Source organism: Kitasatospora sp. NPDC096077 (assembly GCF_040303245.1).
Lineage (GTDB): Bacteria > Actinomycetota > Actinomycetes > Streptomycetales > Streptomycetaceae > Kitasatospora.
Genome location: NZ_JBEOSV010000024.1, coordinates 108,044 through 126,533, shown reverse-complemented (window position 1 = coordinate 126,533; position 18,490 = coordinate 108,044). Strand labels below are relative to the sequence as shown.

General features: G+C 71.2%; 18 protein-coding genes and 1 pseudogene. 9 read left to right on the top strand and 10 right to left on the bottom strand.

What is annotated here, in order from left to right:
- Positions 1-130: 130 nt before the first annotated feature.
- Complete coding sequence (locus ABTZ03_RS22035; RefSeq protein ID WP_350514739.1) at positions 131-628, bottom strand: GNAT family N-acetyltransferase; 498 nt, start codon at positions 626-628, stop codon at positions 131-133.
- Positions 629-696: 68 nt separating this feature from the next.
- Complete coding sequence (locus ABTZ03_RS22030; protein WP_350514738.1) at positions 697-1,560, bottom strand: helix-turn-helix transcriptional regulator; 864 nt, start codon at positions 1,558-1,560, stop codon at positions 697-699.
- 141 nt (positions 1,561-1,701) lie between these two features.
- Here ABTZ03_RS22030 and ABTZ03_RS22025 point away from each other — a divergent pair, with 141 nt between their 5' ends.
- Together ABTZ03_RS22025 and ABTZ03_RS22020 are read left to right on the top strand one after the other, a co-directional pair.
- Positions 1,702-2,481: an NAD(P)H-dependent oxidoreductase gene (locus tag ABTZ03_RS22025; RefSeq protein WP_350514737.1), complete on the top strand. Its 780-nt coding sequence runs from the start codon at positions 1,702-1,704 to the stop codon at positions 2,479-2,481.
- 121 nt (positions 2,482-2,602) lie between these two features.
- Positions 2,603-3,178, top strand: a complete 576-nt coding sequence (locus ABTZ03_RS22020; protein ID WP_350514736.1) for a GNAT family N-acetyltransferase — start codon at positions 2,603-2,605, stop codon at positions 3,176-3,178.
- Positions 3,179-3,189: 11 nt separating this feature from the next.
- On the opposite strand, the gene ABTZ03_RS22015 is transcribed toward ABTZ03_RS22020, so the two are convergent.
- The gene (locus ABTZ03_RS22015) at positions 3,190-3,618 is read right to left on the bottom strand and encodes an ATP-binding protein (protein WP_350514735.1); all 429 of its coding nucleotides are present in this window, start codon (positions 3,616-3,618) and stop codon (positions 3,190-3,192) included.
- 60 nt (positions 3,619-3,678) lie between these two features.
- Here ABTZ03_RS22015 and ABTZ03_RS22010 point away from each other — a divergent pair.
- From ABTZ03_RS22010 to ABTZ03_RS21995, 4 genes and pseudogenes are all read left to right on the top strand, one after another.
- Positions 3,679-4,527: pseudogene (locus ABTZ03_RS22010) on the top strand (helix-turn-helix domain-containing protein); the annotation flags it as partial.
- Positions 4,528-4,609: 82 nt separating this feature from the next.
- The gene (locus ABTZ03_RS44270) at positions 4,610-4,819 is read left to right on the top strand and encodes a DUF397 domain-containing protein (RefSeq protein ID WP_502894545.1); all 210 of its coding nucleotides are present in this window, start codon (positions 4,610-4,612) and stop codon (positions 4,817-4,819) included.
- A 21-nt stretch (positions 4,820-4,840) separates the two neighbouring features.
- On the top strand, positions 4,841-5,089 hold the full coding sequence (locus tag ABTZ03_RS22000) for a DUF397 domain-containing protein (RefSeq protein ID WP_350514748.1): 249 nt from the start codon (positions 4,841-4,843) through the stop codon (positions 5,087-5,089).
- A 108-nt stretch (positions 5,090-5,197) separates the two neighbouring features.
- A complete protein-coding gene (locus ABTZ03_RS21995) occupies positions 5,198-6,451 on the top strand; it encodes a chymotrypsin family serine protease (protein WP_350514732.1) in 1,254 nt (417 codons plus the stop codon).
- Between the two features lie 57 nt (positions 6,452-6,508).
- Here ABTZ03_RS21995 and ABTZ03_RS21990 read toward each other — a convergent pair whose 3' ends face one another.
- From ABTZ03_RS21990 to ABTZ03_RS21965, 6 genes are all read right to left on the bottom strand, one after another.
- Positions 6,509-7,069 (bottom strand): hypothetical protein, encoded by a 561-nt coding sequence (locus tag ABTZ03_RS21990; RefSeq protein ID WP_350514731.1) that lies wholly within the window; start codon positions 7,067-7,069, stop codon positions 6,509-6,511.
- A 495-nt stretch (positions 7,070-7,564) separates the two neighbouring features.
- On the bottom strand, positions 7,565-8,416 hold the full coding sequence (locus ABTZ03_RS21985; RefSeq protein ID WP_350514730.1) for a helix-turn-helix domain-containing protein: 852 nt from the start codon (positions 8,414-8,416) through the stop codon (positions 7,565-7,567).
- A 33-nt stretch (positions 8,417-8,449) separates the two neighbouring features.
- Complete coding sequence (locus ABTZ03_RS21980) at positions 8,450-8,980, bottom strand: DUF6879 family protein (RefSeq protein WP_350514729.1); 531 nt, start codon at positions 8,978-8,980, stop codon at positions 8,450-8,452.
- Positions 8,904-9,215: a hypothetical protein gene (locus ABTZ03_RS21975; protein ID WP_350514728.1), complete on the bottom strand. Its 312-nt coding sequence runs from the start codon at positions 9,213-9,215 to the stop codon at positions 8,904-8,906. The genes ABTZ03_RS21980 and ABTZ03_RS21975 overlap by 77 nt, the downstream gene beginning before the upstream one ends.
- A 159-nt stretch (positions 9,216-9,374) precedes the next feature.
- A complete protein-coding gene (gene hrpB / locus ABTZ03_RS21970) occupies positions 9,375-11,888 on the bottom strand; it encodes an ATP-dependent helicase HrpB (RefSeq protein ID WP_350514727.1) in 2,514 nt (837 codons plus the stop codon).
- A 5-nt stretch (positions 11,889-11,893) separates the two neighbouring features.
- Entirely contained in the window at positions 11,894-12,799 is a 906-nt protein-coding gene (locus ABTZ03_RS21965; protein WP_350514726.1) for a class I SAM-dependent methyltransferase, read from the bottom strand.
- Positions 12,800-13,217: 418 nt separating this feature from the next.
- Between ABTZ03_RS21965 and rpsA the strand changes: the two genes are divergently transcribed.
- Positions 13,218-14,708, top strand: a complete 1,491-nt coding sequence (rpsA, locus tag ABTZ03_RS21960; RefSeq protein ID WP_063347134.1) for a 30S ribosomal protein S1 — start codon at positions 13,218-13,220, stop codon at positions 14,706-14,708.
- Between the two features lie 261 nt (positions 14,709-14,969).
- The gene (locus ABTZ03_RS21955) at positions 14,970-17,177 is read left to right on the top strand and encodes an MMPL family transporter (protein ID WP_350514725.1); all 2,208 of its coding nucleotides are present in this window, start codon (positions 14,970-14,972) and stop codon (positions 17,175-17,177) included.
- A gap of 71 nt (positions 17,178-17,248) precedes the next feature.
- On the opposite strand, the gene ABTZ03_RS21950 is transcribed toward ABTZ03_RS21955, so the two are convergent.
- Positions 17,249-17,680, bottom strand: coding sequence for a MarR family winged helix-turn-helix transcriptional regulator (locus ABTZ03_RS21950; RefSeq protein ID WP_350514724.1), 432 nt, complete (start codon positions 17,678-17,680; stop codon positions 17,249-17,251).
- A gap of 62 nt (positions 17,681-17,742) precedes the next feature.
- Here ABTZ03_RS21950 and ABTZ03_RS21945 point away from each other — a divergent pair, with 62 nt between their 5' ends.
- Positions 17,743-18,384, top strand: a complete 642-nt coding sequence (locus ABTZ03_RS21945; RefSeq protein WP_350514723.1) for an MBL fold metallo-hydrolase — start codon at positions 17,743-17,745, stop codon at positions 18,382-18,384.
- The last annotated feature ends 106 nt before the right edge of the window (positions 18,385-18,490 follow it).

The window sequence follows — 18,490 nt, the reverse complement described above, 5'->3', positions numbered from 1 at the left end:
CGGTCCGACAACCGCTCACCCGTAGGCGACTTGACCTGCCCCACCCTCGCCACACCACAACCAACGAGACAAGCACTCCAAAGTCACTGGCATTGGGGTTAGGGCCTGTCCGGCGGCCTGGGCGCGGGGGTCAACAGCTGCGCTCGTACTCGACCTGGTCGAGGGGGTTCCCGTCGCCGAAGTCGTGGGGGCGGGTGGCGCCGGACTCGGTGAAGCCGCACTTGGTGTAGAAGCGGCGGGACTGCGGGGTGTCGCGCAGCGTCCAGAGGTGCACCCGGGCGTACCCGTCGTCGCGCATGTGCCGCAAGGTCTCGGTCATCAGCGCCGGGGCGATGCCGCTGCCCCAGCTGTCGGGGTGGCTGTAGAAGGTGGTGAGCTCGGCGGAGCCCGGCCGGGTCGGGGACGGGCCGAAGGCGGACAGCGCCAGCGGGCGGCCGTCGTGCTCGGCCAGCAGGATCGTCCAGGCCCCCTGTGCGGTCCTCGCGTGCCATCGGGTCCGTCTGCTCCGGACGGCACCTGCGGCGAACTCCGGATCGAAGAAGGGTGCGTAGGCCGCCGCCCAGGCCGCGGCGTGGATCTCGCCCAGGGCGTCCCCGTCCTGCTGGCCGGCGCGGTGCACTGTGAACATCCGACCAGCTTAGCGGCGGCCACCGACAGAGGTCTCAAAGCCCCGCTGTGGAGGGCGACTTGTCGACCTCATGCGGGCGGCGGGATCGCCGGCGCCCTGGGGAGGGGGAACACGGGATCCCCGGCGCCGGTGTCCGTGCCCAGGCGGGCCAGCAGGCGCAGTCCGTCCTCGGCGGGGCTGCCGGGAGGGGCGGACATCACCAGGAGCTCGACGCCGGGTTCGCCCGGCAGCGCGAAGTTCTCCTGGTGCAGTTCCAGCAGTCCGACCAGGGGGTGCCGGTACGCCTTGCGTCCGTGGGTGCGGGCGCGCACGTCCGCGCGGGCCCAGAGCCGGCGGAAGCGTTCGCTGCCCATCGCCAACTCGCCGATGAGCGAGGCCAGTCGGGGGTCGTCGGGGTAGCGGCCGGCGGCCAGCCGCAGGTGCCCGACCACGTCGAGGGTGCAGTTCTCCCAGTCCGCGTAGAGGCCGCGCTCGGCCTCCTCCAGGAAGATGTGCCGGGCGGTGTTCAGGTCCGCCGGCGGGCGGCCGAGGAGGAGCCCGGCGAGGCGGTTGCCCGCGAGCACGTCCATCCGGTGGTTCATGATCAGCGCGGGTGCGTCGGCGACCAGATCGAGGACGCGCAGCAGCTCCGGCCGGAGCCGGCCACCCGGGGTCCTGGTGCGGCGGCGCTGCCGGGCGAGGCGGTGGAGGTGCCCGCGTTCGGTCTCGTCGAGGTCGAGGACCCGGGCGAGCGCGTCGAGGACCTGCTCGGACGGCTGGGTCGCGCGGCCCTGTTCCAGGCGCACGTAGTAGTCGACGCTGACGCCGGACAGGTGCGCGACCTCCTCGCGGCGCAGTCCCTCGACCCGGCGGCGGCTGTCGGTGGGGATGCCGACGACGGCCGGGTCGACCCGGGCGCGCCGGGTCCGCAGGAAGCCCGCGAGATCGTCCATGCCCCCAAGTATGGCTGCGGCCGCTCCCGGTGAGGGTGGTCCTGCCGATACCAGGAAGTCCGGTCCGACGGAGGCGGCGCCCCTGAAAGTCCGGCGTGGCGGCGGCCAGGATCGAAGGCAATCGATCCGAAGGAGTTCCCCGTGAAGACGCTGATCGTCCACGCCCACCCGGAGCCGAAGTCGCTGAACGGCTCGTTGAAGGACCTCGCGGTCTCCACCCTGGAGGGCGCCGGGCACGAGGTGCGGGTGAGCGACCTGTACGCGATGAACTGGAAGGCGGTGGTGGACGCCGAGGACTTCGGCCCCGCGGCCTCCAGTCGGCTGAACGTGGCCCGGGACTCGGGCCGGGCCTTCGACACCGGGACGCTCACCCCGGACGTCCGGGCCGAGCAGGAGAAGCTGCTCTGGGCCGACACGGTCATCTTCCAGTTCCCGCTGTGGTGGTACTCGATGCCCGCGATCCTCAAGGGCTGGGTGGACCGGGTGTTCACCTTCCACTTCGCGTACGGCGTCGGCGAGCACAGCGACACCAAGTACGGCGAGCGCTACGGCGAAGGCACCCTCGCCGGCCGCCGGGCCCTGGTCTCGGTGACCACCGGCGGCCCGGCCTCGCACTACGCCGCCCGCGGGATCAGCGGCCCCATCGACGACCTGCTGTTCCCGTTCCAGCACGGCGTCCTCTACTACCCGGGCATCGAGGTGCTGCCCCCGTTCGTGCTGCACCGCACCGACCGGATGACCGAGGAGGAGTACGCGGCCGCCGCCGAGGCCTGGAAGCAGCGCCTGCTCACCCTGGAGACGACCGAGCCGATCGCCTTCCGGCGGCAGAACTTCGGCGACTACGAGATCCCCTCGCTGCACCTGAAGGAGGGGCTGGAGCCCTCGGGCCGCACGGGTTTCGGGCTGCACGTGCGCGGCTGAGGGCGGGCGGACGGCTGAGGTGTTGCGCAGGAAGTCGGCGGGGCCGACTTCCTGCGCTCGCGTGGTGGCGGCGAGCGGAAATCCGTTGCCGCACGCCGGACGGGCTGCTCGAATCGCCGACATGGACATCTACCTGGAAACCCGGCGGATGACGCTCCGCCGCTTCACCGGGGCGGACGTCGACGCCCTGGCCGCCCTGCACGGCCACCCCGAGGTGATGCGGTACATCGACGACGGCCGCCCGGTGCCCCGGGCCGACGTCGAGCAGCGGCAACTCCCGCGCATCCTCGACGAGTACGCCGAACTTCCGAGCGGTCAGGGCTGCTTCGCGGCGGTGGAGAAGTCGACCGGGGCGTTCCTGGGCTGGTTCGAGCTCCGGCCCGCGTACAGCGTCGGCCTGAACGGTGGGACGGAGCTGGGGTATCGGCTGCTGCCGTCCGTCTGGGGCCTGGGCTATGCCACCGAGGGCGCACGGGCACTGGTGCGCCACGCGTTCACCGAGCTGGCGGTGGACCGGATCGTGGCCACCACGATGACGGTCAACACGGCTTCGAGGCGGGTGATGGAGAAGGCCGGTCTGTCCTTGGTCCGCACCTTCTTCGAGGACTGGGACGAGCCGATCGAGGGCGCTGAGCACGGTGATGTGGAGTACGCGGTCACCCGCGAGGCCTGGCTCCGGGGACACGGTGACCGGTAGGGGGCGCGCTTTCAGACGAGGGCGGGGGAGAAGGAAGGCGCGATGAGAGCCCAGACGAACTTGCCGATGCCGCCCGCGCGGGGGCAGCAACCCCAGCGCTCGGCGAGCTCGTTGACGAGGAACAGGCCGCGGCCGTGCTCCTCGTCCGGGGCGGCGGAGCGGACGGAGGGCCGCCCGGCCCCGGCGTCGTGGACTTCGAGGCGGAGGCGGTTGCCGACGAGGGCGAAGCGGACCTCGACCAGACGGTCGTCGGGGGCGGCGGAGTGCTGGACGGCATTGGCGAAGAGTTCGCCGAGGAGGAGTTCGGCGATGTCGCGGTAGTGGTCGCCGCTGGGGAGCGCGGCGAGGTACGCGCGGAGCAAGTGCCGGGCGAGGGGGGTGGATTCGACGCACGAGTCGAGGCGGGCGGCGAACGCGCGGGGGCGGCGGGAATCGGGCATGGGGGCACCTTGGAGGGGGCGGAATGGGGAGCGCGGAGGTGGTGCGCAATCACGCTGTGCATGCAGATGATTGCGTTCTGGTGTCAATCATCGGGGCTGCAGAGGTACCGTGAGGCCAGATCGACGTGCGGGACGTGCGGCGCACAACTGGGGGCACTCATGGCACAGCGAAAGATCAAGCAGGGGACGACCGCGAGTTCCGCCATCATGTTCGGCGAGGAGCTCAAGTACGCTCGTGAAGGCGCGAGTTACAGGCAGGAAGACGTGGGAAAGCTCCTGCACTGCGACCGGACGGTGATCTCGCGGACCGAGAGTGGAAAGCGGAAGCCTTCGATCGAGGAGGTCGACGAGCTCGATCGGCTGTACGGGACTGGCGATCTGCTGAAGCGCCTGTTTGGGCGGGTGGATTGGGACGCCGAGATTGAGCACCCGGACTGGTTCCAGGAGTACGCGGACCATGAGGCGATCGCCATCGGGGTGCGGGCGTACCAGGACGGCACGATGTATGGCCTGTTGCAGTGCCAGCAGTACGCACGTGCACTCTTCGCTACTGGTGATGCAGCTGGCAATGCCGAGGAGATCGAGGAGCTGACCCGGGCTCGGCTCAGCCGGCAGAGCCGCTTTCTCGTGCCCGACGGTCCGTTGTTGCTGGTCGTTCTCGATGAGAGCGCCATTCGCCGAGTCGTGGGCGGACCAGGTGTGATGAGATGCCAGATGGAGCATCTCCTGCGGGTGGCCCAACTTCGGAACGTTGTCATTCAGGTGGCCCCCTTCTCCAGTCAGCAGACACTTATCAACACGGCTATGGTGTTGCTGGAGCTGCCGGATGGGCAGCGCCTGGTCTACTCGGAGAGCCTTGATCGAGGGCATCTGAGCGGTGATTCCGCCACCGTGGCCAGGCACCAGCGTCGCTACGATCGGTTCCGTGGCGAATGCCTGTCGGAGAGTGATTCGCTTCGGTTGATGGCCGAGGCACTGGAGGGGTTCAGGGATGAAGAGCAACGAGCTCGCCGCGGCCGCCTGGCGGAAGAGCAGCTACAGCGGCAACAACGGCGGCAACTGCATCGAGGTGGCCCCCGGATTCCCCGGCCTCGTCCCCGTGCGTGACTCCAAGGACCCGCACGGCCCGGCCCTCGTTTTTCCGGCGGCGGCCTGGGAAGCCTTCGTGGCGGGCGTCCGTGAGGGCGACTTCCCGGCGTAGGACTCCAAGGAGCTGGCCGTGTTGATCTGGCGCAAGAGCAGCTACAGCGGCGACAACGGCGGCAACTGCATTGAGGTGGCCGCCGCTTGGCGCAAGAGCAGCTACAGCGGCCCGGACGGCGGCGACTGCATCGAGGTGGCCCCCGGATTCCCCGGCCTCGTCCCCGTGCGTGACTCCAAGGACCCCCATGGCCCGGCCCTCCTCTTCCCGGCCTCCGCCTGGTCCTCCTTCCTCTCCGGTATCCAGGCCGGTGACTTCCCCGAGAGCTGATCGGCGACCGGGGGCGCGTAGCTTTCCGCACGCGCCCTTTGGTCAGGGGAAACGCTGCCCGGTCCCTACGCTGGGTGCTGGCCCGCCAGCCTCCTCGAAGGACCGCCCATGCGTCGTTCCCGTCTCGTGCTGTCCCTGGCCCTGTCCGCCGTGACCGCCTCCGCCCTGGTCGCCGCCGATGCCGCGCCGGACGAAGAACCCGTCCGCTCCGTCAGCCTGCCGGTGCTCCGCGACCCGCAGGCCCAAGCCAAGCTCCACCGCATGACGGACCCGGTGCAGGACTGGGTGGAGTCCGGCGCCCCGGCGGCCGACGGCTACGCCGGGACGGTGATCGACGCCTCCGACCAGCACGCCGACCTCTACTGGAAGGGCGAGGCCCCGGCCGAGGTCCGGACGCTCCTCGACGCGAACGCCGGCCCCGGCTACACCGTCGACATCCACCGGAGCCCCTACTCCCGTACGGAGATGCGAGCCGCCATCGACCGGTTCACCGCCGCCGTGGCCCCAGAGGAGTGGACCTCGATCGGCCCCCAGGAGGACGGTGCCGCCATCGCGATCACCTACGAACCGACGAAGGCGACCCGGCTGACCGGCGGTGCCACGACCGACCAGGCCTATGCCCGGAAGGCCGCCGAGCTCGCCGGAATGCCGGTGACGGCCACCGTCGACGGCGTCCCAACCCCACTGTCCGGCAGCCGGCACTCCGACAGCGCGCCGTACTACGCGGGCGCCGAGGTCAACACCGGTAAGGCCGCCTTCTGCTCCACCGCGTTCAGCGGCTGGAAGGACCGGACGAAGGTGCTGCTGACCGCCGCCCACTGCGGCAACGGCCGGTACTACAACGGCACCGGCGGCTACATCGGCGACCTGTACGCGATCGGCGACGGGCTGGACGTCGGCATGATCGCCATCAACGGCAACGGCGCCGGCCGGTTCTACGACGGCGCCTGGTCGGACAGCAGCGGCTCCTCCCGTCACACCTACGGGGCCGGGCGCAACAATGTCGGCGACCTCGTCTGCCTCAGCGGCGCCCAGTCGGGCTGGAAGTGCGACGTCGAGGTCAAGAAGGTCGACGTCGAGACGACCAACGACGAGGGCACGAAGATCAAGCCGGTGGACGTCGCGGAGTCCAAGGGCGGCGACCGTCGGGCGATCGGCGCCAAGGGCGACAGCGGCGGCCCGGCGCTGGCCAACCCCTCCGGCGCGAACGGCGACATGGAGGCCCGTGGCGTGATCGTCGCCGGGCAGTCGGAGGTCGGCTGCCCGGCCGGTTCGACGGCACACTCGACCACCTGCTACGCGCAGGTGATGTACGTGCCGATGACACCCGTGGTGAACCAGATGGGCTTCTCGATCTCGTGACGGGCGTCAACGGCGCACGGCAGTGCGGTGGATGGGATCCGTCGCCCCTGGCGGGCGCTACGGCTCCATCCGGAGGGCGTACACGCCCTCGGTGAGCGGAGCGAAGCCGTGCCCCTCCCATGCCCTCCGGAGCTTCGCCATCGCCTCCTCGTCCGGTCGCCGGACTTCCGGGTCGTCCGACTCGTACGAACACGGCTCGTCCGGCCCGTGGTCGTGGATCGGTGCCGGGTAGCAGACGGCGAGTGTGCCGGGTACGGCGAACCGGCGCAGCGCCTCGACAGCCAGGCGCATCCCGACACCCTTCCCCCGCCATTCGGCCGACACCTCGACGGACTCCAGCAGGAGCAGCAGCGAAGGGCGCAACTCGGCGACCACCGGGGCGAGTCCGCCGTCCTCGGTGAAGATCACGCGCGGAATGCGGTCGAGCAGGCCGGGGTCCTGGCCCAGGGCTTCGGAAGGGTTCGGTGTGACGCCGGGGATGACGCGGGTGATGTCGGCGGTGCCGAAGACCTTGCCGCCGTTCTCGTAGAAGCTGGCTCGCCAGCGGTCCGCCTTCTCCGACCAGTCGACGTCGGCGAAGTGGCGAGACGCGTACGAGATGACGAGGCGATCGGCCATCGGTGCTCTCCCTCGGAAGCGGAGGGCAGGCCCCTCGCATGCGAGCGGGGGCCTGCCGGTGTGTCGGGTGTCGCTCTACTGGGACGGCGGGGTCGGCTCCGGGGCGGGCTTGCCCGCGTGCTTCGGCGGGGGCTTCTCGTTGCCCTTGTGCTTGGACACGATGATCTCGATGCGCATGGCTGACTCCTCCTACTCGGCGGGGACGGTCGCGGTGCAGTCGGGGCCGGGCGGCAACTGCGGCGGCCGCTCGGGCGGGATGTAGCGCATACTGATGCCTCCTCGCACTGGGGACCGGTCGCCGGAAGGCGCCCGGACCTTCGGTGTTGCGGACCCCGCTCCGACCGTTCGAGCTGTCCAGGTCCGCCGGTCGGGGCGGGGGTTATGGGCGCGTCGAGACCGTCATGGGCTCGGCGCCACCCTGGTGATGACCTGCCATCAGGACGTTAGGGCTGCCGGAACCGCAAACCCAACGAGATTGCGAGAAGTTGCGCGACGTCACTCCAGGGCGGCGATCGCGTCACCGATTAGCATCCGTGCCTTGGCGCCGTACAGGGCCATGCCGTGCAGCTCGGAGAAGGTGTCCAAGTACTGGCGTACCTCATTCGGTGCGGTCACGTTGACTGCCGCCGTGACGAGTTCGACTTGCACGCGGGATTCGTCGTAGACCCGGAAGGACTCCACGGGCCACAGGGTCCGGCGGGCGGCGAACGGGATCACTCCCAGGCTGACGCGGGGCAGGGACATCACGGTGAGCAGGTGGCCGAGCTGACCGGCCATGGTCTCGGCATCACCGAGTCGGTACCTCAGAACCGACTCCTCAAGGAGGAACAGGAACCGGTGCATGCCCCGGTGGATGATGCCGGCCCGCTCCATCTTCGTTGCGATGGCTTGTTCCATGTCCTCCTCGGAGTGGCTTGTTCCGGCCGACCTCGACATGATCGCTCGCACGTACGCGGACGTCTGGAGAACCCCGGGGATCACGTCCGACGTGTAGAACCGGAACAGCTGCGTCTGTTCGTACAGAGCGGTATAGGACTCCTGGAGATTCCGGAGTCCTGCCGACTTCAACCGTTTCCACTCGACGTACATGGACTCGACGGAGCGGGATGCGGCGATCAGGTCGGCTACCTGATCCTCGGCGCCGCACGCGACGCACCATGCTCGGATGTCCGCCTCTGACGGCGCGACCTTGCCGTCCTGGATGCGCGAGGTCTTGGCCGGGTGCCACCCACAACGTTCCGACAGCTCGCGGCCGTTCAGTCGGGCATCCCGGCGGAGGTTCTGGAGACGAACAGCGAGCGCCCTGCGGGCTGCCTGGGCGCTGGACGACGCGGAAGCTGGCGACATCGGCGGGCGATCCGGTGATCGTGACGGTAGCCGTCAGACGGAGAAACTCTCGTGCGGGACAGCCCGCTCCCACACCGCCTCGAACGCCGTGGAGCACAACTTCACCACGTCGGGCTCATGCCGCAGCTCCTTGGGCGGCTCGGCCCAGTTTCCCACGCCCGTGAAGTGGTTGAACTGGACGAGCTTGCCATCGAACACCCAGAAGTCGTTACCCGGCAGCGCGATGTCGGACGCCAGCCGACGCGGGAGCCAACGCACCAGCTCACCGGACGCGAGGTTGACATTCGTACCGCCGTGTTCATACCGGATGTAGTCCGTCACCGGTTCCGAGACGATGCGCGCACGCCGGATGACCACACCACGGTCGACCGTAGCGCGGATCATCTGCACCCAGTCACGCCAGTAGTCCGAGTTCGGGTCGTTGTCCCGCTCTCCGGTGCGGAGCCAGCGAGCGAAGCCCGACGACTCGTCTCCGACGCCGTAGGCGTCACGCATCTCCAGGTGCACCGCTGACGTCTTCGCCTCCCGAAGAAGCGTCGCGAAGTCCGGCACGTTCGATTGCATCGCACGCCTTCCTGATGAGCGGGATCATGCTCGCGGGAATGCTGATCACAGACTCGTGGTCAGGCACACCGACCACGTGACCGGCGACCCACTCGGTCTCGTCGACCTCGGCGAACTCGTCCCCGATGACGGTGTCGCTCTGGATGACGAGCCGACGATCGGTCAGGTTCGCCCACACGGTAGGCGAACCCTCCTTCTCGGTGTCGGGGTCGATTCCGAAGAACTCTAGGCTCATGACCAAGTCTCCTGCCATGCCGCTCGCGGAATCCTGCGTGCCTACGGACTTTCATCGTGTCGCGAACAGTGAGTACCCGTCTGCCTTTCGGGTAACTCGGCGGAGCGCCGGCCAGTCCTCGGTCAGGAGGTCACCGGCTGGTGACCGTGTCACCGGGACTCACTTCCGGGTGTTGGTGCGCTTCGTGGGCTCGGCGGTCGTCGGGTCCTCGGGCCAGGGGTGGCGGGGGTAGCGGCCCCGTAGATCCGCGCGGACGGCTCGGTATCCCTCACGCCAGAAGGACGCCAGGTCTCCCGTGACGGCGGCGGGGCGGCCTGCCGGGGACAGCAGGTGGATGGTGAGCGGGACGCGGCCGCCGGCCAGGGCGGGAGCCGCTGGCCAGCCGAAGAGTTCCTGCAACTTGACCGCCAGCACCGGGCGTTCCGTCGAGTAGTCGACTCGTATCTTCGAGCCGGACGGGACGGTGATGCGCTCGGGGGCGAGCTCGTCGAGGCGGCCGGCCTCGCCGGTCGCCCAGGGCAGGAGGCGTTGCAGGGCCGAGGTGGTGTCGATCCTGGCGAGGTCGCTGCGGCGGCGGGCGCGGGAGAGTTCGGGCTCCAGCCACTCTTCGGCCCGGTCGAGGAGTGCCTCGTCGCTGACGTCGGGCCAGGGGTCTCCAAGGGCCGTGTGGAGGAAGGCCAGGCGCTCGCGGAGGCCGGGGGAGGGCCAGGTCAGCACCGTGCTGATGCCCTCGCGGGTGAGGCCTTCGACCAACGCAGCGCGAACGAGGGCTGAGTCAGGCCGCTTGAGGGGCTTCTCCGCCAGTTCGATGGCGCCGAGGGCCTCGACCTGGCGGGAGACGACCTCGCCCCGGCGGGTGTCCCAGTGGACTTCCTCGCGCGACGTGGCCAGGGCGGCCCCGGCGAGCAGGGCGGTGGACTCGTCCAGTGCCGCCGCGTGCAGGATCCGCGCCGAGTGCGATCCCGCCTGCCGGTCGGCGACCGCGACGGCGAGCCAGGGCACGGCGCCGAGCCGGGTGTCGGGGGCGAGTTCGGCGGCCGTCCCCGAGGCCATCAGGTACGGGCTGCGCTCGCCGGGCGCCGGTCGCTCGACCCGGGCGCGGGCGATGCGTTCCGGGAAGGCGAGGGCGACGACGAGGCCGACGGCGACGGTGTCGGGGAGCTGAGTGGCCGGTTCGTCGGAGGTGGCACGCTGGAGGCGGCGGACTTCGTCGCGCCAGCGGGCGGCGTACGGGTCGCTGGTCGAACGGACCGTCCGCCAGACCGCGTTGAGGTCGTCCCCCAGGGCGCGCGGCGGCTCCTCGGAGAGCAGGGCGACCACTTCGGCGGCCCGCCGCGCGCCGACGGCCGCCGCGCCGTCGACCAGGGCGCGCCCCAATCGGGGATGCAACCCCGTACGGGCGAGGCGGACACCGCGATCGGTGGCCCGGCCGTCCGGCGAGACCGCGCCCAGGGCCACCAGGGTCTGCCGGGCCGCCGCCATCGCTCCGGCGGGCGGGGCGTCGGGCAGGGCGAGCCCGGTGGCGTCCGGGTCGCCCCAGCACGAAGCCTGGAGGGCGAACGACGTCAGGTCGGCGAGGGCGATCTCCGGCGTTGGGAAGCGCGCCGCCCGGGCGTCCTCCGCCTCGTGCCAGCAGCGGTACACCGTTCCCGGGGCTTCGCGCCCGGCACGGCCCGCACGCTGCCGGGCGGCGGCCAGCGAGGCCCGTACGGTGACCAGCCCGGCGAGCCCGCGGGCGTGGTCGGTGCGGGGTTCGCGGGCCAGTCCGGCGTCGACCACGACCCGGACGCCGGGCACGGTGAGCGAGGACTCGGCGACGGCGGTGGCCAGGACCACCCGCCGCGTGGCGGACGGCGTCAGGGCCGCGTCCTGTACGGACTGCGGGGCGCGGCCGTGGAGTTGCAGGACGTCCACCGGCAGGCCGCCCAACTGGCCGGCGACGCGGGCGATTTCGCCGACGCCCGGGAGGAAGCAGAGGACATCGCCGGACTGTTCGCCCAACGCCCGCCGCACCACCGTCGCGACGTGGTCGAGCAGCGCCGGGTCGACCCGCGTCCCGTGCGCGGGCCGGACGGCACGAGGCGGCGGTGCCCAGACCACGTCCACCGGGTGGGACACCCCGTGCGCCTCCACCACCGGTGCCCCGCCGAGGAGTTCGGCCCAGGCCTCGGTGTCGGAGGTGGCCGAGGCGCAGACCAGCCGCAGTTCGGGCCGCAGGGCCGCCCGGACGTCCAGCAGGAAGGCGAGTGCGGTGTCGGCGTCCAGGTGCCGTTCGTGGCACTCGTCCAGGACGACGACGTCGACGCCCGGCAACTCCTGGTCGCGCTGCAGCCGTTGGAGCAGCACCCCGGTGGTGACCACCTCGACGACGGTCGAGTCCCCGACCCGGCGGTCCCCGCGCACGGTGTAGCCGACCCGCCCGCCGACGGTCTCGCCGAGCAGCCAGGCCATCCGCCGGGCGGCGGCCCGGACGGCGAGCCGGCGCGGTTCGGCGACCAGGACCCGCCGGACCGGACGGCCGTCGGACAGCAACCCCGCCAGCGCGAGCGGCACCAGCGTCGTCTTGCCCGTCCCGGGCGGCGCGGCCAGGACGGCGGCACCGTCCCCGTCCAGCGCCTGGTGCAGCGCGGGCAGGGCGGTGCGGACGGGCAGTTCGCGCCAGGCGGGGTGCACGGGGCTCAGCCCCGCTCGGTGACGAAGATCGCCGTGCCGGGGATCAGTCGCCCGCGCAGCGGGGACCAGCCGCCCCACTCCTGCTCCAGCCCGGCCGGCCACTCGGGCTCGACCAGGTCGACCAGGCGGAAGCCGGCGGCGACGAGTTCGCGGACCCGGTCGCCGAGGGTGCGGTGGTGCTCCACGTAGGTGGCGTCGCCGTTCTCGTCCTGCTCGACGTACGGGGTGCGGTCGAAGTAGGAGGACATCGCGGTGAGCCCCTCGACGCCGGGCTCGTCGGGGAAGGCCCAGCGGATCGGGTGGGTGACCGAGAACACCCAGCGCCCGCCGGGCCGCAGCACCCGGTGCACCTCGCGCATCAGCCGCTCGGTGTCGGCGCTGAACGGCACGGCCCCGTACGCGGAGCAGGCGAGGTCGAAGGAGCCGTCGGCGAAGGGCAGTACCGCGGCGTCGGCCTGGACGACGGCGACGGGTGCCACGCCCCGGCCGAGGTCGATCCGGCGGGAGTGCTGGAGCTGGCGGTAGGAGATGTCCAGGGCGACGGGGCGGGCGCCCTGGGCGGCCAGCCAGCGGGAGCACTGGGCGGCGCCGGCGCCGATCTCCAGGACGTCCCGGCCGTCGACCGGCCCGAGCAGGCGGGCGTCCGCCTCGTCCAGGCCCTCGGGGCACCAGGTGAAGCGGTCGTCGCCGAGGAACTCCCCGTGTTCGTCCTGGTACTCGTCGGCGTTGCGGTCCCACCAGTGCCGGCTGGCCCGGCTGCTCTCCCCGACGCCGGCCTCGCGCCGGAGCGCGTCGTCGCCGTCGTCCTCCGCCTCGGCTTCCAGTTCCCCGACTTCCAGGGCCTCCGGGTCGGAGGTGACAAGATCGTGGAGGTTCGACTGGGGGGTGGTGGCCACGGTGACAATGCCCATCGCGTAGGGTATGGAGTGCGGAAGCGCCGCTGCCGCGAACCGGCCCTCTCGGGGACGGATCCTGGCGGTGGCATCCGGGGACTGGGGCCCCTTCGAATCGGCACCGCGAGGTGCGCAATCGGAGGATATGGCCTGATCCGTACCGGGCTCCACCGTCTTGCCTCTTCTGGCGTTGACCGTGCCTGGCCGTCCCCGTATGCTACAAGTTGCGCTGCGGGCCTGCGCGCCTCGGACGGAGCAGGTCGCGCTCGCATCTGTCGAAGACCCCACGGTCGCAAGACGGACGCCGGTTTCCCCGTTGTTCACGGGATCATCGGTGCGCCGTGTTCTTGGCTGTCCGGCTTTCGGTGGGAGCGATACGGGCCCTCCGCGTGGCATTACCTACGACTTTCATGTCCGTACCGGAGCCCTTTTCCTAATGACGAGCCCCACCGACTCCTCCCTCAGCACCACCCCGCAGGTCGCGGTCAACGACATCGGCGACGCGGAGGCCTTCCTCGCCGCGATCGACGAGACCATCAAGTACTTCAACGATGGCGACATCGTCGAGGGCGTCATCGTGAAGGTCGACCGTGACGAGGTCCTCCTCGACATCGGTTACAAGACCGAGGGCGTCATCCCGTCCCGCGAGCTCTCGATCAAGCACGACGTCGACCCGCACGAGGTCGTCGCCGTGGGCGACAACATCGAGGCCCTGGTTCTCCAGAAGGAGGACAAGGAGGGTCGTCTCATCCTGTCCAAGAAGCGCGCTCAGTACGAGCGTGCCTGGGGCACGATCGAGAAGATCAAGGAAGAGGACGGCATCGTCACCGGTACCGTCATCGAGGTCGTCAAGGGTGGTCTCATCCTCGACATCGGCCTCCGTGGCTTCCTCCCGGCCTCGCTCGTCGAGATGCGTCGCGTCCGCGACCTCCAGCCCTACGTGGGCAAGGAGCTCGAGGCCAAGATCATCGAGCTGGACAAGAACCGCAACAACGTGGTCCTGTCCCGCCGTGCCTGGCTGGAGCAGACCCAGAGCGAGGTCCGCCAGACCTTCCTCACCACCCTGCAGAAGGGCCAGGTGCGCTCCGGCGTCGTCTCCTCGATCGTCAACTTCGGTGCCTTCGTGGACCTGGGTGGCGTCGACGGCCTGGTGCACGTCTCCGAGCTGTCCTGGAAGCACATCGACCACCCGTCCGAGGTTGTCGAGGTCGGCCAGGAGGTCACCGTCGAGGTTCTCGACGTTGACATGGACCGCGAGCGCGTCTCCCTGTCGCTGAAGGCGACCCAGGAGGACCCGTGGCAGCAGTTCGCCCGTACCCACCAGATCGGCCAGGTCGTTCCGGGTAAGGTCACCAAGCTGGTTCCGTTCGGTGCGTTCGTCCGCGTGGACGAGGGCATCGAGGGTCTGGTCCACATCTCCGAGCTGGCCGAGCGCCACGTCGAGATCCCGGAGCAGGTCGTCCAGGTCGGCGACGAGATCTTCGTCAAGGTCATCGACATCGACCTCGAGCGTCGCCGCATCAGCCTGTCGCTGAAGCAGGCCAACGAGGCCCTGGGTGCCAACCCGGCCGAGGTCGAGTTCGACCCGACCCTGTACGGCATGGCCGCCTCGTACGACGACCAGGGCAACTACATCTACCCGGAGGGCTTCGACCCCGAGGCGAACGACTGGCTGGCCGGCTTCGAGAAGCAGCGTGAGGAGTGGGAGCGCCAGTACGCCGAGGCGCAGTCCCGCTTCGAGCAGCACCAGGCCCAGGTCATCAAGAGCCGCGAGGCCGACGCCGAGGCCGCTGCCGAGGGTGGCGACGCCGTCGCCGCTGCCGCCGGTGGCTCCTACTCGTCCAGCAGCGACGAGGGCTCGGGCGCCCTGGCCTCCGACGAGGCCCTGGCCGCCCTGCGCGAGAAGCTGGCCGGTGGCCAGAGCTGAAGCTCTCGCCCCCCGCTAGCTGACAGCTAGGGAACGGGCCCCATCCGGATCTTCCGGGTGGGGCCCGTTTCGTGTTGTCCGGGCGCCTGCTCCGTGTTGTCCGGACACCTTGTCCGGGCACCCGCCCCGACGGCCTTCGTTTTCCGGTTTGACTTATGTGTGGTTTATGTGTAGGGAAATGTGAGATGAGGCTCATTGCCCTGCTATAGGCCGGAGTTCGGCTTGCACCTAGATTGAGGGGAGCTGCCCGAAAGGCTCCTCATGCGCAACCCCACCTCCGTCGGCCCCACCGCTGTGGTCGGCGGCCGGCTGGCCGCGATCGGCCGGTTCTGCTTCCGCCACCGCCGCTGGGTGCTCGGTTTCTGGGCCGTGGTCCTGGTGGCCGGGGTGCTGATCGGCGGCCGGGTCTTCGAGGGCTCGGTGGCCGGGGCCTCCTCCGCGACCGCCGAGGCGGACCGGGGCGGTGCCGTGGTCGCCGCGGCGGATCCGGTCAAGGGCACGGTGACCGCGGTGGTGGACGGCAGGCCGGTGGACGATCCGGCCGTCCGGGCCGCCGTCCAGCGGGCCACCGCCGAGATCACCGCGCTGCCCGGGGTGGCCGGCACCCAGGACGCGTACGGCGCCGGGCCCGGCCCGGCCGCGCTGCGGGCCCCCGACGGGACGGCGAGCCTGGTCAGCGTGCGGATGGCCGACACCGCGACCTCCGCCCAGACCGACGCGGTCACCCATCGGCTCGCCGCGCTGAACGGCGCGGGCGGGGCGCACGTGACCGTCGGCGGGGACCTCGTGCTCCAGCAGGAGGTCAAGAAGCAGACCGAACAGGACACCCGCTTCGGCGAGATGGTGACGCTGCCGCTCACCCTGGTCGTCATGGTGCTGGTCTTCGGCGGCCTCGCCGCGGCCTCGCTGCCGGTGATCGGGGCGGTCGCCTCGGTGGGCGGGGCCCTGCTGGCGATGTTCGGTTTCAGCCGGATCATGGACATCGACACCAGCGTGCTGCCGATCGCCACCGTGCTGGGGCTGGGGCTGTCGATCGACTACGCGCTGCTGATGGTGAATCGTTTCCGCGAGGAACGGGGCCACGGCGCGGGCATCGCCGCCGCCGTCGAGCGCACCGCCGCGACCGCCGGGCGCACCGTCGCCTTCTCCGGACTGACCGTGGCCGTGGCGCTGTCCGGCCTGTTCGTCTTCACCAGCCCGGTGCTGGGCGCGGTCGCCGCGGCCGGGGTGAGCGTGGTGGTGATCGCGGTCGCCGCCGCGCTCACCCTGATCCCCGCGCTGCTCGGCTTCGCGGGCGGCCGGATCAAGGCGCCCAGCGCGCCCGTGCCCGACGAGGGCTTCTTCAGCCGGACCGTCCGCCGGGTCCGCAAGCGGGCGGTGCTGGTCACCCTCGCCTGCGTGGGACTGCTGATGGCGGCCGGGGCGCCGTTCCTGCACGCCGAGATGCGCAGCTCCGGCGCCGCCGTGCTGCCCGCCTCCTCCGCCGGGCGGCAGGTCGCCGAGGCGATCGACCACCGCTTCCCGCAGGTCGCGGCCGCGCCGATCACGGTGGTGGTCGAGGGCGGGGCGCCGGTGGCGCAGGCGTACGCGGACGACGTGGTCGCCAAGCTGCCCGGGGTGAGCGGGGTGCGGGCGGTCACGCCGATCGGCGACGCGGTGTCGACGGTGGACGTGCTGGTCCCCGGGGATCCGCAGGGCGCCGAGGCCAAGCGGGTGGTGGACGAGCTGCGGGCCGACCGGGGCGGGCTGACGACGTACGTCACCGGCGGCGCGGCCTCGGTGGTGGACTTCCAGGACGAGCTGCTGTCGCGCGGGCCGTGGGCGCTCGGCCTGGTGGCGGCCGGGACGCTGGTGCTGCTGTTCCTGATGACCGGCTCGGTGGTGATGCCGGTCAAGGCGCTGCTGATGAACCTGCTCTCGCTCGGGGCCTCGCTGGGGGCGCTGACCCTGGTGTTCCAGGACGGGTGGTTCAGCGGGCTGCTCGGGTTCAGCCCGACCGGCGGGCTGGAGACCTTCATCCCGGTGCTGGTCTTCGCGTTCGCCTTCGGGCTGTCGATGGACTACGAGGTGTTCCTGCTCGCCCGGATCAAGGAGCTGACCGCGCGCGGGCACGGCTGCGTCCGGGCGGTGGAGCTGGGTGTCCAGCGCAGCGGTCGGATCATCACCTCGGCGGCGCTGCTGATGGTGATCGTCTTCGCCGGCTTCGCGCTCGGGGACATGCTCATGGTCAAGCAGATGGGCATCGCGCTGGCCGTCGCGGTCGCGGTGGACGCCACGCTCGTGCGGTGCCTGCTGGTGCCCGCGGCGATGAGCCTGTTCGGCGAGTTCAACTGGTGGGCGCCGGCTCCGCTGCGGAGGCTGCACCGGCGGTTCGGGCTGAGCGAGCACGTCGACCTGCCGGAGCTCGGGCGGCCGGGGATTCCGGTGCCGCGGCCGGAGGCGGCGGAGCCGGACCTCGTGAAGGCCTGACCGGTGCGGTGGAAGGCCTGACCGGTCCGGTGCGAAAGGCCTGACCGCTTGGCCGCCGCCCCGGACGGGGCTCAGGCCAGGCGGCCCAACAGGGCCACGGCGGTGCGGAGTTGGTCCCGCTCGGTGGCGGACAGCCGGGACTCGATGGCGGTCGCGATGTGGTGCTCGCGGCGGGCCCGCTGGTCGAGCAGGGCGGTGCGGCCGGCCCCGGTGGCGGCGATCAGCTGCTTGCGGCCGTCGGTGGGGTGCGGCTGCTGGGCGACCAGGCCGGCCTCGATCATCAGCGCGACGGTGCGGGCCATCGACTGGTGGCGCACCCGGCGGCGGTCGGCGAGCTCGGCGACGGTGTAGGAGCGTTCGTCGCGGACCAGCAGGCCGAGCACGGCGGCCTGGTTGGGCGGCAGGTCGTCGCTGTCGCGCAGGGTCCGGACCAGGCTGCCGAGGGCGGTGCGCAGGTCGGCGGCGAGGTCCAGGGTGTCCGGGTGCGGGGCGTTGCTGGTCATGGGAGCAGTGTATCCGGAAGGTGTGCAGCAAAACTGTACAGTTGTGCTGTATGGTTTCGGGCATGCGAATCACCAAGTTCGGACACGCCTGCGTACGCATCCAGCACCACGGGACCACCGTCGTCGTCGACCCCGGGGCCTTCACCGACCCCGCCGCACTGGCCGGGGCGGACGCCGTCCTGATCACCCACGAGCACATGGACCACTTCGAGGAGTCCCGGCTGCGCGCCGCGCTGGAGGCCGACCCGGCGGTGCGGGTCTGGACCAACGACGCGGTCGCCGCCCAGCTGGAGGGCCTCGGGCAGCGGGTCACCGTGGTCGGCGAGGGCGACGCCTTCGAGGTCGGCGGGATCGACGTCTCGGTGCACGGCGAGTGGCACGCGGTGATCCACCCGGACGTGCCGCTGGTGAAGAACATCGGCTTCCTGTTCGACGGCCGGCTGTTCCACCCCGGCGACTCCTTCACCGTGCCGCCGCACACCGTGGACACCCTGCTGCTGCCGCTCGCCGGGCCGTGGAGCAAGGCCGGTGAGGTGATCGACTACGTCCGGGAGGCGGGCGCGCGCCAGGCGGTGCCGGTGCACGAGGCGACGCTCAGCCCGATCGGGCAGATGGTGGCCACCCGGCTGCTCGGGCCGGACGGGCCGGGCGTCGGCTCCGAGCTGGTGGTGCTGGGCGAGGGCGAGGAACTGGACCTGGGCTGAGCGGCCGGGGCGGCCGGGCCCGAGGGGTCGGGGCGGACGGGCCTTGAGAGGTCGGGGCCGAGGGGTCGGGGCTGACGCCGCCGAGTCGGCGCCGGTAGCCTGACGC

Bases quoted from the DNA above. Each gene is read 5' to 3' on its own strand.
- ABTZ03_RS22035 (WP_350514739.1), bottom strand. From the start codon at position 628: ATGTTCACAGTGCACCGCGCCGGCCAGCAGGACGGGGACGCCCTGGGC.
- ABTZ03_RS22030 (WP_350514738.1), bottom strand. From the start codon at position 1,560: ATGGACGATCTCGCGGGCTTCCTGCGGACCCGGCGCGCCCGGGTCGAC.
- ABTZ03_RS22020 (WP_350514736.1), top strand. From the start codon at position 2,603: ATGGACATCTACCTGGAAACCCGGCGGATGACGCTCCGCCGCTTCACC.
- ABTZ03_RS22015 (WP_350514735.1), bottom strand. From the start codon at position 3,618: ATGCCCGATTCCCGCCGCCCCCGCGCGTTCGCCGCCCGCCTCGACTCG.
- ABTZ03_RS44270 (WP_502894545.1), top strand. From the start codon at position 4,610: ATGAAGAGCAACGAGCTCGCCGCGGCCGCCTGGCGGAAGAGCAGCTAC.
- ABTZ03_RS21995 (WP_350514732.1), top strand. From the start codon at position 5,198: ATGCGTCGTTCCCGTCTCGTGCTGTCCCTGGCCCTGTCCGCCGTGACC.
- ABTZ03_RS21990 (WP_350514731.1), bottom strand. From the start codon at position 7,069: ATGGCCGATCGCCTCGTCATCTCGTACGCGTCTCGCCACTTCGCCGAC.
- ABTZ03_RS21985 (WP_350514730.1), bottom strand. From the start codon at position 8,416: ATGTCGCCAGCTTCCGCGTCGTCCAGCGCCCAGGCAGCCCGCAGGGCG.
- ABTZ03_RS21980 (WP_350514729.1), bottom strand. From the start codon at position 8,980: ATGCAATCGAACGTGCCGGACTTCGCGACGCTTCTTCGGGAGGCGAAG.
- ABTZ03_RS21975 (WP_350514728.1), bottom strand. From the start codon at position 9,215: ATGAGCCTAGAGTTCTTCGGAATCGACCCCGACACCGAGAAGGAGGGT.
- ABTZ03_RS21965 (WP_350514726.1), bottom strand. From the start codon at position 12,799: ATGGGCATTGTCACCGTGGCCACCACCCCCCAGTCGAACCTCCACGAT.
- rpsA (WP_063347134.1), top strand. From the start codon at position 13,218: ATGACGAGCCCCACCGACTCCTCCCTCAGCACCACCCCGCAGGTCGCG.
- ABTZ03_RS21955 (WP_350514725.1), top strand. From the start codon at position 14,970: ATGCGCAACCCCACCTCCGTCGGCCCCACCGCTGTGGTCGGCGGCCGG.
- ABTZ03_RS21950 (WP_350514724.1), bottom strand. From the start codon at position 17,680: ATGACCAGCAACGCCCCGCACCCGGACACCCTGGACCTCGCCGCCGAC.
- ABTZ03_RS21945 (WP_350514723.1), top strand. From the start codon at position 17,743: ATGCGAATCACCAAGTTCGGACACGCCTGCGTACGCATCCAGCACCAC.